Genomic DNA, 12,859 nt, shown 5'->3' on the forward strand with positions numbered 1-12,859 from the left:
ACTAGCCGGGGAGGCGCGTCGAGGACTACGGTGACTGTGACGGCTGGGGGCGTCGCGAATCCGAGGAGGACGTGTGCTCGACCCCGTCGCATGGCTCGATGTCCCGCAGGAGGTGTCGACCGGCACGCTGCCCGGATGGGATCGTGTCGATGAGATCGTGCAGGAGGCGCACGCGCGCTACGTCTCAGAGCGAGGCGGCCGGGTCGCCGACTACATCCCCGTGCTGGCTGAGGTCGACCCCGAACTGTTCGGACTCGCGGTCATCGAGGTCGGCGGCGGCTTGCACGACGCGGGCGATGCCCTGCATCCGTTCTCCATCCAGTCGATCTCGAAGATGTTCGTCTACGCCCTGGCCATCCAGGAACACGGACACGAGAAGGTCAGGGACATCGTCGGTGTGAACAACACCGGGCTCGCGTTCAACTCGGTGATCGCGATGGAGCTCAACGGCGGCCATCCGATGAATCCGATGGTCAACGCCGGGGCGATCGCGACCACCGCCCTGATGCCCGGAGCGACGGCCGTCGAGCAATGGGAGCGGGTCAGGGAGGGGCTTTCCGCCTTCGCCGGCCGACCTCTGAGCCTGGATGGCGTCGTCTACGCTTCGGAGGCCGAGACCAATGACCGCAACCGCGCTCTCGGGCGCCTGCTGCGCAGCTACGGGCGTCTCGACGGCGATCCGGATGAGATCGTCGACGTGTACACGCGGCAATGCGCGCTGAACGTCACGGCTCACGATCTCGCGGTCATGGGAGCGACCCTCGCCGACGGGGGAGTGAACCCGGTCACGGGGGAGCGGGTGGTGTCGGCGGACGTCTGCCGCGACACCCTCGCCGTCGTGGCATCGAGCGGACTGTACGAGCGATCGGGCGACTGGCTGTTCGAGATCGGTCTCCCCGCCAAATCCGGGGTCGCCGGAGGCATCGTCGCGGTCGCCCCCGGCAAGGGCGCGGCTGCCGGCTTCTCGCCGCGACTCGACGATGCGGGGAACTCCGTGCGCTCCCAGATGGCGATCGGACACCTCTCCCGCTCGCTGGGACTCAACCTCTTCGCGTCCGCCCCGGCACGCGAGAACGTCTCCGGGCATGGGGTCCGGTCGCAGGAACAGGAGACGAGATGACTCGGATCGCGCCGGCACCGCCGAAGACGTCCTGGCTGCCGATGGTCAGCCTCTTCCTCGCGCAGGTGCTGATGTCCTTCAACGTGGCTGCCCTGCCGATCTCCCTCGGCGGGATCGTCAGCGAGTTCGGCGTGCCGCCCACCGTCGCCAGCACCACGATCGTGATGTACGGGCTGGCCGTCGCCGCCCTGGTGATGACGGGTGCGAAGCTCGGGCAGCGGGTGGGGTGGGTGTTGATCTTCCGCATCGTGATCGCCCTGTTCGCCGGCTCGGCGGTCATGATGCTGCTCGCGCCGACCGTGTGGTGGGCGATCGCGGGGCAAGCGGTCGCCGGTGCGGCGGCGGCGATCATCGTGCCCTCGATCGTCGCGCTCATCGCGGAGAACTACCGCGGACCGCAGCAGGCCACCGCGATCGGCGCGATCGGGTCCGCCAGGGCGATCTCGGGCGTGAGTGCCTTCCTGATCGGCGGCACGCTCGGCACGCTCGTCGGCTGGCGTCCGATGTTCTTCATCGTGCTGGGCATCGCGGTGGTCGTCTTCGGGCTGAGCTTCACGCTGCGCGGCGACCGTGGCGACGCGTCGATCCGCATCGATCTCGTGGCGTCGCTGCTGATCGGTGCGGCGATCGTGTTGCTCACGCTCGGGTTCAACAACCTCAACAGCTGGGGCGCCCTGGCTCCGACGCCGACCGCCCCGTTCACCGTCCTCGGTCTGTCCCCGGCGCCGGTGTTCATCGTGCTGGGCATCATCCTGGGGCAGGCATTCTTCCTCTGGACGCGCAAGCGCATGGCGGACGGGAAGGTGCCCCTGATCGATCTGAGCGTGCTCGGCTCGTCTCGCGAGCGCGCGGCGGTGTACGCGATGTTCATCGTGGTCGCCCTCGAGGCGTGCGTGAACTTCACGATCCCGCTGTACATCCAGATCGTGCAGGGGCGTACGCCGTTCGACACCTCACTGGCGATGATGCCGTTCAACCTGACGGTGTTCATCACGGCCACGCTGGTGGTGCGCTTCTACAAGAGGTACCCGCCGCGCACGATCGGTGTGTTCGGCTTCATCCTCACGACGGCCGCGCTCGTGTGGCTGTCCGTGGTCGTGACGAACAACTGGGAGACCGTTCCGACGATCGCGGGTCTCATCGTCTTCGGCATCGGCCAGGGAGCCCTCGTGACCCTCGTGTTCAACGTCCTGGTCACCGCCGCCCCCGCCGAGCTCGCGGGTGACGTCGGCTCCCTCCGCGGGACGACGCAGAACCTCGCCTCGGCCGTGGGCACCGCGCTGGCGGGAGCTCTGCTGGTCTCGCTGCTCGCCCTGAACGTGGGCCGCGCCGTCGTCGAGCATCCCGAGCTGCCGCCGTCGCTGGTCGCGCAGGTGCCGATGGATGACGTCAACTTCATCAGCAACGACGACCTCCGCACCGTGCTGGAGGATTCGACGGACGCGACGCCCGAGCAGGTGGATGCGGCCGTCGCCGTCAACGAGGAGTCGCGCCTGAGCACGCTCAAGCTCGGGCTGCTGATCCTCGCCGCCATCAGCGCGCTCGCGATCCTCCCTGCGTCTCGACTGCCGCAGTACCGGCCGCACGAGATCCCCGATCCTTCGCCGTCGGGCGGCTCGGAATGAGGCTCAGCGCAGTTCGGAGATGAGCACGGCGCTCGTCCCGGCAGCCGTGGCCTCGAAGATGTGCGGAGCGTCGCCGGGATAGGTCAGGTAGTCACCGGGGGAGAGCGCGACGGGGTCGTCGACGGGTCCGACCCGAGCCTCGCCCGCGAGCAGGATCACGTGCTCGATGGTGCCGGGGTGGTGCGGGTCGGAACGGCGCGCGTCGCCGGGCTCTGCCTGGATCAGGTAGATGTCCCGACGGGCGCCGGGGGGACTGGCCGAGAGCAGGGTGGCGCTGTAGGCCGCGGCGGAGGAGGGGACGCCGGCGAGGTCGTCGGCGCGGATGAGCGTCGGCGCGTTCGCCTGCTGGTCGACCAGCACGGCGAAGGGCACGCCCAGGGCCACACCGAGCGCCCAGAGCGTCTCGACGCTGGGGTTGCCGGAACCGCCCTCGAGTTGGGACACGGTGGCCTTGGATACGCCGGCTCGTCGTGCGAGTTCCGAGACGGACAGGCCGCTCGCCTCGCGCTCTCTGCGCAGCGTGCGGGCGATGCGGGTGCGGAGATCCTCCATGCGTTCATCATGTCAAACGTTCGTTCACTTGACTATTCACTGGGCGATGTTCAGAATGATGGGCGTGCGTTCATTGAATCGAACACCAGGGGAGTGGCGGCGATGACCGCCGAGCGCGAGGTGTGGCGGGAGGCCCTCGGCGTCGTGCTCGCGACGAGCGCCTACGGGGTCTCGTTCGGCGCTCTCGCCGTGGCCTCAGGGCTCGACGTCTGGCAGGCCTGTGTGCTGAGCCTGCTGATGTTCACCGGCGGCTCCCAGTTCGCCTTCGTCGGGGTGTTCGCCGCCGGCGGCGTCGCGGCGCTGCCGTCCGCCATCGCCTCAGCGGCGCTCCTCGGCGTGCGCAACGTCGCCTACGGCATGCGCATGTCGCCGATCGTCGGCGGCAGGCCGCTGCGACGGGCGGCGGCCGCGCACTTCACGATCGACGAATCGACCGCGGTGGCGATCTCTCAGGACGATCCGCGGCTGCGCCAGGTCGGCTTCTGGGTGACCGGCGTCGGCATCTTCGTCGGCTGGAACATCACCACGCTGATCGGTGCGCTCGTCGGCGACGTGCTCGGCGACCCACGGACCTGGGGTCTGGACGCGGCGGCCGCCGCCGCATTCCTGGCTCTCCTCTGGCCGCGGCTCCGCCGACGACAGGCCATCGCCGTCGGTGTGGCCGCTGCCGTCGTGGCCGCGGCGTTGACGCCGTTCCTTCTTCCCGGGCTCCCCGTGCTGGTCGCCGCCGTCGTGGCGATCGTGGTCGGCTGGTTCAACTGGCTCGGGCGGGCGGGCGATCCCTCCGCGCCGCACGCGCGCCCGGAGGAGTCCGCATGAGCGTATGGAGCGCGATCCTGCTCGCGGCGTTGATCTGCCTCGCCCTGAAGGCGGCCGGGTACCTCGTGCCGCCGAAAGCCCTGGAAGCACCTCGCACGGCACGCATCTCCGATCTGCTGACGGTGGCCCTCCTGGCCGCCCTCGTCGCCGTGCAGACCCTCGGCGCCGGGCAGGCGATCACGGTCGATGCCAGGGTGCCTGCTCTGCTCGTGGCCGCTGGGCTGCTGTGGCTGCGGCAGTCGTTCCTCGTCGTCGTGGTCGCGGCCGCACTGGTCGCCGCCCTGCTGCGCCTGTTCGGTCTCGCGGCCTGATACCCGTTCGAGGGGCGCGACGGCGCGGGTAGGATCGACGGGTGCGGGTGAGCTGGGTGTCGAGAGTGCTGTCGTGGATCGCTGCCGCCCTGGTGGGCGGCGTCTACGGCATCGCCGGCACGATCGGCCACAGCGTCATGTGGGGGCCGGTTCCGGTCGGACTGATCGTCGCGACGATCGCCTGTGCCGCGATCCTCGTCGCCGTGCGCGCCCTGACACATGACCGTGGGGCAGCGGTCGCCGCCGGTCTCGGGATGCTCGGCATGCTCGTGCTGATCTCCGGTGTCGGGCCGGGCGGCTCCGTCGTGGTGCAGGACTCGTTCGCCGGCCGCATCTGGACCTACCTGGTGGCGGGTATCGTGCTCCTGGTCGTCGCCTGGCCCTCGTTCTCCAAGCTCCCGGCGCGCCCCACCGGGCGGGGCTCGGAGGAAGCAGAGGCTCGCGAGTCGTAGACTGGAGCGGTGACGTATGTGATCGCCCTCCCGTGCGTCGATGTCAAGGATCGCGCCTGCATCGACGAGTGCCCCGTTGACTGCATCTACGAGGGTGAACGGTCGCTGTACATCCACCCCGACGAGTGCGTGGACTGCGGCGCCTGCGAGCCGGTCTGCCCGGTCGAGGCGATCTACTACGAGGACGACCTGCCCGACGAGTGGCAGGACTACTACAAGGCCAACGTCGAGTTCTTCGATGAGATCGGCTCTCCGGGCGGTGCCGCCAAGGTCGGCGTGTATCCCTTCGACCACCCGATCATCGCCGCGCTGCCGCCGCAGGGCGAGTAGGCCCGCTCCGTGAGCGTCCGCGACCTCGCCGACTACCCCTGGGACGCCGTCGTGCCGTTCCGGGAGCGCGCCGCACAGCACCCGGGAGGCCTCGTCGACCTGTCCGTCGGCTCACCCGTTGATCCGACCCCCGAGATCATCCGCCGCGCTCTGGCGGATGCGACGGACGCGCATGCCTACCCGCAGACGCTCGGCACCCCTCGCCTTCGCGAGGCGATCGTCGAGTGGTACGCGCGGCGCCGGGGAGTGACCGACCTCCGCGTCGACAACGTCCTCCCCACGATCGGGTCGAAGGAGCTCGTCGCGCTGCTGCCGACGCTGCTCGGTCTCGGACCCGACGACATCGTCGTGCATCCGCGTGTGGCGTACCCGACATATGAGGTCGGCGCTCGGGTCGTCGGCGCCACCCCGGTGCCCGCGGATGACCCCGCCGAGTGGCCGCAGGGCACCAAGCTCATCTGGATCAACAGCCCAGGCAATCCCGACGGCCGCACCTGGACGGTCGAGGAGCTCGCCACCGCCGTCCGTCGTGCGCGCGAGCTCGGAGCGGTGCTCGCGAGCGACGAGTGCTACGCCGAGCTCGGCTGGGACGGCCCCTGGGCGGAGCAGCCGGTTCCCTCGATCCTGGACCCGCGCGTCACCGGGGGAACCCGCGAAGGGCTGCTGAGCGTCTATTCGCTGAGCAAGCAGTCGAACCTCGCCGGCTACCGCGCGGCCTTCGTGGCCGGATGCGCGCGCGTCATCGCCGAGCTCCTCACCGCCCGCAAGCATCTCGGGCTGATGCCGCCCGCTCCGGTGCAGCACGCCATGGCCGTCGCCTTGGGAGACGACGAGCACGTCGCCGCGCAGAAGGAGCTCTACCGGACGCGGCGGACCGCTCTGCGTCCCGCTCTGGAGATCGCGGGCTTCCGCATCGACGGCTCGGAGGCGGGACTGTACCTGTGGGCGACCGAGGGACGCGACGCCTGGGAGTCGATGGGGAGACTCGCCGAACGGGGCATCCTCGCGGGACCAGGGCCCTTCTACGGCGCGGACTCCGCGCAGCACGTCCGCTTGGCGCTCACGGCCCCGACCGAACGAGTGCAGGAGGCCGCACGCCGACTCTCCGCCGGGCCGCTGTAGGTTCCCTCCTCGCACGGGGCATCTGTTTGGCGGATGTCACAGTAGGCCTGTGCGCCTACTAGGCTGTAAAGGCGATTCGGTCGTGACCCGACCTGGTGCTTCAGTGCCGAGAGATCGCCAGTTCCGACTTGATCAAGATCTTGTCCGAAACACCGCGACGAGCGGGGCGGACACCAGGAGGAGGTCCGCGTGAGCGCTGCGGCAGACCAGACGGCGAAGCTGACGATCGGCGATACGAGCGCCGAATTCCCGGTCCTGCGCGGTACGGCAGGCCACGACAGCATCGATTTCTCGACGCTGACGCGGCAGACCGGGTACACCGGCCTCGACTACGGCTTCGTGAACACCGCCTCGACCAAGTCCGAGATCACGTTCATCGACGGCGACAAGGGCATCCTGCGCTACCGGGGCTACCCGATCGAGCAGCTCGCCGGCTCCACCAGCTACCTCGAGGTCGCCTGGCTGCTCATCTACGGTGAGCTCCCGTCCGCCTCCGAACTCGCGGAGTTCGACGAGAAGATCCGCCGCCACACCCTGCTGCACGAAGACCTCAAGCGCTTCTTCTCGGCGCTGCCGCACACCGCACATCCCATGTCGGTGCTCTCCTCGGCCGTCGCCGCGCTGTCCACCTACTACGAAGGTCAGACGGACCCGCACAACCCCGAGCACGTCGAGCTCAACATGGTGCGCATGCTCGCCAAGCTGCCCGTGATCGCGGCATACGCGCACAAGAAGAGCGTCGGCCAGGCCTTCCTCTACCCGGACAACTCGCTGAGCTTCGTCGACAACTTCCTCAAGCTGAACTTCGGCGTGCACAGCGAGGAGTACGAGGTCAACCCGGTGATGTCGAAGGCTCTCGAGCTGCTCCTCATCCTGCACGAAGACCACGAGCAGAACGCCTCCACCTCGACCGTCCGCCTGGTGGGCTCGACCGGTGCCAACCAGTTCGCGTCCATCTCCGCCGGCATCCAGGCCCTGTCCGGACCCCTCCACGGCGGCGCCAATGAGGCCGTGCTGACCATGCTCGGTCAGATCCGCGACTCCGGCCAGAGCGTCTCCCGCTTCGTCGAGCGGGTGAAGAACAAGGAAGAGGGCGTGAAGCTGATGGGCTTCGGGCACCGGGTGTACAAGAACTACGACCCGCGCGCCAAGCTCGTCAAGGACGCCGCGGACGAGGTGCTCTCCTCCCTGGGCGTCACGGACCCGCTTCTCGACCTCGCCAAGGAGCTGGAAGAGCTCGCACTGGCCGACGACTACTTCCGCGAGCGTCGTCTGTACCCGAACGTCGACTTCTACACCGGCGTCATCTACAAGGCGATGGGCTTCCCGACGCGCATGTTCACCGTGCTGTTCGCCATCGGCCGACTGCCGGGGTGGCTGGCGCAGTGGCGCGAGCTGCAGCTCGACCCGCAGACGAAGATCGGCCGCCCGCAGCAGCTGTACACGGGATCGCCCGAGCGGTCGTTCCCCACGCGCTGAGCGTACGACGAAAGCGCCCCCTCCGCCGAAGCGGAGGGGGCGCTTTGCTGTCCGGGGGGCGCGGGTCAGCGACCCTGAGAGCTGCGTCCGCCTTGGCGCGACTGGCCACTCTGGGTGGAGTAGCCCCCACCCTGGCCCGCGCCGCCGGAACGCGGACGGCGACGACGACGAGAGGGCGGGTTCGCCGCTCCGTTCCGCTCGCCTCCTGCGGGGCGCTGCTTCGAGGACGCGCGCTGCTGCTGCTGCGCCTGGACGGGCGCGGGACGGACATGCGGGGCGCGCTCGGGAACGAGCTCGGTGACGGCTGCCGCCGTCACGTCCTCGAGAGGAGCGGAGATCGCGGCCTTGCGGAGCAGGTCCTTGACATCGCGGCGCTGCTCGGGAAGCACGACGGTGACGACGGTGCCTGCGGCACCGGCACGCGCAGTACGTCCGGAACGGTGCAGGTACGCCTTGTGCTCGACGGGCGGGTCGACGTGGACGACGAGGTCGACGTTGTCGACGTGCACGCCACGGGCGGCGACGTCGGTCGCGACCAGCACCCGCACTCCGCCGTCCTCGGGGGCAGCGGAGAAGGCGCCGAGGTTGCGCTCACGGGCGTTCTGGGACAGGTTGCCGTGCAGGTCCACAGCGGGGATGCCGGCGGCGGTGAGCTGCTTCGCGAGCTTCTTCGCCTGGTGCTTGGTGCGGGTGAAGAGGATGCGCCGTCCGGTGCCGGAGGCCAGCTCGCGGACGAGGACCGTCTTGTTGTCGGTGGAGTCGACGACCAGCACGCGGTGCGTCATCTCGCCGACGGGCACGCTCTCCTCGTCGACCTCGTGGCTGACCGCGTTCGAGAGGAAGCGGCGGGCGAGGGTGTCGATGCCGCGGTCCAGCGTCGCGCTGAACAGGAGGCGCTGTCCGCCGGCCGGAGTGGCCGAGAGGATGCGCGTCACGCCGGGCAGGAAGCCGAGGTCGGCCATGTGGTCGGCCTCATCGAGCACGGTGACCTCGATCGCGCTGAGGCGCACGACCTGCTGCTTCATGAGGTCTTCGAGCCGGCCGGGGCAGGCCACGACGATGTCGACGCCGCCGCGCAGCGCCTGCTCCTGCGGACGCTGGCTGACGCCGCCGAAGACGGTGGTCACGCGCAGGCCCGCTGCCTCGGCGAGGGGAGCGATCGTGGCGGCGATCTGCGTCGCGAGCTCACGGGTGGGAGCGAGGACGAGTCCGCGGGGGAGACCGGCGCGGCGCTGTCCGCCGGAAGCGGCGAGCCGGGCGACGAGCGGCAGGGCGAAGGCGATGGTCTTGCCGCTGCCCGTGCGACCGCGACCCAGGAGGTCGCGTCCGGCCAGAGAGTCGGGAAGGGTGTCGCGCTGGATGGCGAAGGCTTCGGTCTTGCCGGAATCGGCGAGAACAGCGGCCAGCTCGGCGGGAACGCCGAGTTCGAGGAAAGTAGACATGCAGAACTCCGTCAGCGCACGAGTGAACGGCGCGAGATAGGGGGTGAGGTGGGCGACGGCGCAGGAAGTGCGCACCGGTTCGCCGTTCGAAAGGCCAGCACATGCTGGTGATGGGAGCGATTGCGCTCGCTTCGGTCCTCGGAGACCCCGTGACGACGACGATGTTGCAGCACCGGCGGTGCGGACAACGACATCAGTCTATCAGGACGTGCATGCCACAGGCCGCATGCGGCTCTCGCCGTGGGTCGCGATCAGGCGTGCAGCGCCTCGTTCAGCGTCACGCCCACGCCCGCGCGCCGCACGGCCTCGACGGCGCCGCTCAGCGAGTTGCGGCGGAAGAGCAGCCCGTCCTGGCCGGAGAGCTCCGCGCCCTTGACCGTCTTGCGTCCGCCGTCGGGAGTGGCCGGGCCGTCGGCGAGCACGACCTTGGTCCCGGCGGTGACGTAGAGCCCGGCTTCGACGATGCAGTCGTCTCCGAGCGAGATGCCGATACCGGCGTTCGCGCCGAGCAGCGTGCGCGCACCGATCGAGACGCGGTGCGTCCCCCCGCCCGAGAGCGTGCCCATGATCGACGAGCCGCCGCCGATGTCGCTCCCGTCGCCGACGACCACTCCCTGGGAGATGCGGCCCTCGACCATCGAGGCGCCCAGCGTCCCGGCGTTGAAGTTGACGAAGCCCTCGTGCATCACCGTGGTCCCGGGGGAGAGATGGGCGCCGAGGCGCACTCGCGATGCGTCGGCGATGCGCACGCCGCTCGGCTGCACGTAGTCGGTCAGGCGCGGGAACTTGTCGAGTCCCTGCACCTGGATTCCGGCGCGCTGGAGCGCGGGGCGCAGTCGAGCCGCGTCGGCCGGGAGGATCGGGCCGGCGTTCGTCCACGCCACGGTGGGAAGATGCGCGAAGATGCCGTCGAGGTTCAGCTCGTTCGGGCGCACCACGAGGTGCGAGAGTGCATGCAGACGGAGGTAGGCGTCTGCCGTCGACGTCGGCGCCTGATCCAGATCGACCTGCAGCTGCACCGTCTCGACGGTGACGTTGCGGCGCTCATCCGGTCCGACCAGGGACTCGAACGCACCGCGGTCGACGTCGCCGGCAGCCGCGTCGCCGGTGCGGACCTCGGGGTACCAGGCATCGAGGACGGTGCCGTCCCCGGCGATCGTGGTCAGACCGAAACCCCATACCGTGCGTGCGTCGCTCATGCCTCCACGCTATCGCGCCGCGCACCCCTGGACGTGCCGCGTGACGGGGTAAGTAGGCTGGACCCCATGGTGCTCGATCTGACCGCGTCATCCGCGGACCTCACCCGTGCGATCTGCGACATCCCGAGCGTCTCGGGCGATGAGAAGACGCTGGCCGATGCGATCGAGGAGGCGATCACGCCCCTCGCGCATCTGGAGGTCTTCCGCCACGGGAACACGATCGTCGCCCGCACCGACCTCGGTCGACCGCAGCGCGTCGCGATCGCGGGGCACATCGACACCGTCCCCATCAACGCCAACCTGCCCACCCGCGACATCGAGGTCGACGGGGAGCCCTTCATTTGGGGTCGCGGGACCGTGGACATGAAGGCCGGCACCGCGGTGCAGCTGAAGCTCGCCGCCGAGCTCACGGAACCTGCGATCGACATCACCTGGATGTGGTACGACAACGAGGAGATCGAGGCGTCGAAGAACGGCCTCGGCCTGCTCGCGGCCGACCGACCGGATCTCTTCCGCGCCGACTTCGCGATCCTGGGCGAGCCGTCCAACGGTGAGGTCGAAGGCGGATGCAACGGCACGCTGCGGGCGATCGTGCGCACCAGCGGCGTGCGCGCCCACAGTGCGCGCGCCTGGATCGGCGAGAACGCGATCCACCGTGCGGCGCCGATCCTCACCAGACTCGCGGAGTACCGCGCCAGGGAGGTCATGGTCGAGGGACTGCTCTACCGGGAGAGCCTGAGCGCCGTGCGCATCGCGGGTGGCGTCGCCGGCAACGTGATCCCGGACGCCTGCGAGGTCGAGGTGAACTACCGCTTCGCTCCGAGCAAGACGGCCGCCGAGGCCGAGGCCCACGTCCGGGCCGTGCTCGCCGGCTTCGATGTGGAGATCACCGATGCGGCCGAGGGCGCGCGCCCGGGTCTCGATGCGGAGATCGCACAGCGGTTCGTGGCTGCCGTGGGCGCGGAGCCGCGTCCGAAGTACGGCTGGACCGATGTCGCCCGCTTCTCGGCGCTGGGCATCCCCGCCGTGAACTACGGCCCCGGAGACCCGCACCTCGCCCACCACGATGAAGAACGAGTACCGCTCGCGCAGATCGACGCCGTCGAGCGGGGCCTGCGCGCATGGCTCGGCTCGCACTGAGCACGGCACGGCGCTGGGCGCGGCTCCCCGTCGCGGGACGCATCGCCGTCATCTACCTCGCGGCGCGGATCATCACGACGGGGTTCCTCCTGATCGCGTCGGCCCTGTCGACGGCGACGTCGCGGTTCGGCGCCGATGCCGGACTCGGCGACATCGTGGTGGGGTGGGATGCCCAGTGGTACTGGCTGGTGGCCGAGAGCGGCTATCCGTCCACGCTGCCCCTCACCGAGAGCGGGGACGTCGCCGAGAACGCCTGGGCCTTCATGCCGGTGTTCGCATACGCCGCCAAGATCGTCGGCTTCGTGTTCGGTTCCTGGGGCGTCGGGGCGTTCCTGCTGTCCTTCACAGCGGGATACTTCGCCTGCCTCGCGCTGCACCGCCTGCTTCGAGACCGCATCGGCCGATCCGCCGCCCTGTGGGCGGTCGCCTTCTTCGCCTCGGGGCCGCTCGCCGCGATGTTCCAGGTGGGCTACGCCGAGACGCTGTTCCTGCTGCTGCTGTTCCTGGCGTTGGACGCGACGATCCGTCGTCGCTACGCCTGGCTCTATCTGCTCATCCCCGTGATGGCGTTCACCCGCCCCGGCATTCTCGCCTTCGCCCTCTATCTTGGGCTGCACGGCGTGCTGCGCTGGGTGCATCGTCGCGAGGATCCGCTCGTCGTCAGGGAGATCGTCCACATCGTCCTGCTCGGCGTGCTGGCGACGGCGACCGGCTTCGCCTGGCAGGTGATCGCCGGGATCGTCACGGGGGACCCGGGAGCGTATCTCGCCACCGAGCTCGCCTGGCGCCGGCACTGGATCGATGGCGGGGTCGGCGGCTTCGTGCCGTTCGAGGGATGGATCCAGGCATCGCAGTTCTGGTTCGGCTTCTGGGGGATGCCGCAGACATGGGGGCCGGTCGCCCTCGTGCTGCTGGTGGTCGCGGCCGGCGCCGCCCTGCTGCTCCTGCCGCAGGTGCGCGCGCTGGGTGCCGACCTCCGACTGTGGAGCGCCGGATATCTGCTGTATCTGCTCGCCGTCTTCTTCCCGCAGTCGAGCACGTTCCGCCTGCTGCTGCCCCTCAGCCCCCTCTGGGGTGCGGTCGCCGTGCCCCGATCGCGCCTCTGGCGCTGCGGTGTCCTGGTGGCCTGCCTGCTGGGCCAATGGGTCTGGATCTACCACATGTATGCGCTCGGCAGCACGTTCTGGCAGGTGCCCTGACGCCGATGCTTCATCCAAATGTCGTCCGGTGACCTCCAGGTCCCGGTGACACCCGATAAACTCGATCCA

General features: G+C 69.6%; 13 protein-coding genes. 10 read left to right on the plus strand and 3 right to left on the minus strand.

What is annotated here, in order from left to right; genetic code table 11:
• Positions 1 to 73 precede the first annotated feature (73 nt).
• Positions 74 to 1,120: a glutaminase A gene (glsA, locus tag F6A08_RS08515; protein WP_017203336.1), complete on the plus strand. Its 1,047-nt coding sequence runs from the start codon at positions 74 to 76 to the stop codon at positions 1,118 to 1,120.
• Positions 1,117 to 2,745 (plus strand): MFS transporter, encoded by a 1,629-nt coding sequence (locus F6A08_RS08520; RefSeq protein ID WP_017203335.1) that lies wholly within the window; start codon positions 1,117 to 1,119, stop codon positions 2,743 to 2,745. Before glsA ends, F6A08_RS08520 begins: the two co-directional genes overlap by 4 nt.
• Positions 2,746 to 2,748: 3 nt before the next feature.
• Here F6A08_RS08520 and F6A08_RS08525 read toward each other — a convergent pair whose 3' ends face one another.
• The gene (locus F6A08_RS08525; RefSeq protein ID WP_124895183.1) at positions 2,749 to 3,297 is read right to left on the minus strand and encodes a helix-turn-helix domain-containing protein; all 549 of its coding nucleotides are present in this window, start codon (positions 3,295 to 3,297) and stop codon (positions 2,749 to 2,751) included.
• Positions 3,298 to 3,399: 102 nt separating this feature from the next.
• Between F6A08_RS08525 and F6A08_RS08530 the strand changes: the two genes are divergently transcribed.
• From F6A08_RS08530 to F6A08_RS08555, 6 genes are all read left to right on the plus strand, one after another.
• Positions 3,400 to 4,116 (plus strand): AzlC family ABC transporter permease, encoded by a 717-nt coding sequence (locus F6A08_RS08530; protein ID WP_124895184.1) that lies wholly within the window; start codon positions 3,400 to 3,402, stop codon positions 4,114 to 4,116.
• Positions 4,113 to 4,427 (plus strand): AzlD domain-containing protein, encoded by a 315-nt coding sequence (locus F6A08_RS08535; protein ID WP_124895185.1) that lies wholly within the window; start codon positions 4,113 to 4,115, stop codon positions 4,425 to 4,427. Before F6A08_RS08530 ends, F6A08_RS08535 begins: the two co-directional genes overlap by 4 nt.
• 41 nt (positions 4,428 to 4,468) lie before the next feature.
• Positions 4,469 to 4,879, plus strand: coding sequence for a histidinol dehydrogenase (locus F6A08_RS08540; RefSeq protein WP_124895186.1), 411 nt, complete (start codon positions 4,469 to 4,471; stop codon positions 4,877 to 4,879).
• 9 nt (positions 4,880 to 4,888) lie between these two features.
• Complete coding sequence (gene fdxA, locus F6A08_RS08545) at positions 4,889 to 5,209, plus strand: ferredoxin (RefSeq protein WP_017203330.1); 321 nt, start codon at positions 4,889 to 4,891, stop codon at positions 5,207 to 5,209.
• Positions 5,210 to 5,218: 9 nt separating this feature from the next.
• Positions 5,219 to 6,331 (plus strand): succinyldiaminopimelate transaminase, encoded by a 1,113-nt coding sequence (dapC, locus tag F6A08_RS08550; protein ID WP_151459243.1) that lies wholly within the window; start codon positions 5,219 to 5,221, stop codon positions 6,329 to 6,331.
• 189 nt (positions 6,332 to 6,520) lie between these two features.
• Entirely contained in the window at positions 6,521 to 7,810 is a 1,290-nt protein-coding gene (locus tag F6A08_RS08555) for a citrate synthase (protein WP_017203328.1), read from the plus strand.
• A 65-nt stretch (positions 7,811 to 7,875) separates the two neighbouring features.
• On the opposite strand, the gene F6A08_RS08560 is transcribed toward F6A08_RS08555, so the two are convergent.
• Positions 7,876 to 9,252 (minus strand): DEAD/DEAH box helicase, encoded by a 1,377-nt coding sequence (locus F6A08_RS08560; RefSeq protein ID WP_040568670.1) that lies wholly within the window; start codon positions 9,250 to 9,252, stop codon positions 7,876 to 7,878.
• Positions 9,253 to 9,503: 251 nt separating this feature from the next.
• Positions 9,504 to 10,451 carry a 2,3,4,5-tetrahydropyridine-2,6-dicarboxylate N-succinyltransferase gene (dapD, locus tag F6A08_RS08565; RefSeq protein ID WP_151459244.1) on the minus strand — a complete coding sequence of 316 codons (948 nt, stop codon included), beginning with the start codon at positions 10,449 to 10,451 and terminating at the stop codon, positions 9,504 to 9,506.
• Positions 10,452 to 10,517: 66 nt separating this feature from the next.
• Between dapD and dapE the strand changes: the two genes are divergently transcribed.
• Together dapE and F6A08_RS08575 are read left to right on the plus strand one after the other, a co-directional pair.
• Positions 10,518 to 11,591 (plus strand): succinyl-diaminopimelate desuccinylase, encoded by a 1,074-nt coding sequence (gene dapE, locus F6A08_RS08570; RefSeq protein WP_151459245.1) that lies wholly within the window; start codon positions 10,518 to 10,520, stop codon positions 11,589 to 11,591.
• Entirely contained in the window at positions 11,573 to 12,790 is a 1,218-nt protein-coding gene (locus F6A08_RS08575) for a hypothetical protein (RefSeq protein ID WP_151459246.1), read from the plus strand. The genes dapE and F6A08_RS08575 overlap by 19 nt, the downstream gene beginning before the upstream one ends.
• Positions 12,791 to 12,859: the final 69 nt, after the last annotated feature.

This window comes from Microbacterium algeriense (genome assembly GCF_008868005.1).
GTDB classification, from domain to species: domain Bacteria; phylum Actinomycetota; class Actinomycetes; order Actinomycetales; family Microbacteriaceae; genus Microbacterium; species Microbacterium algeriense.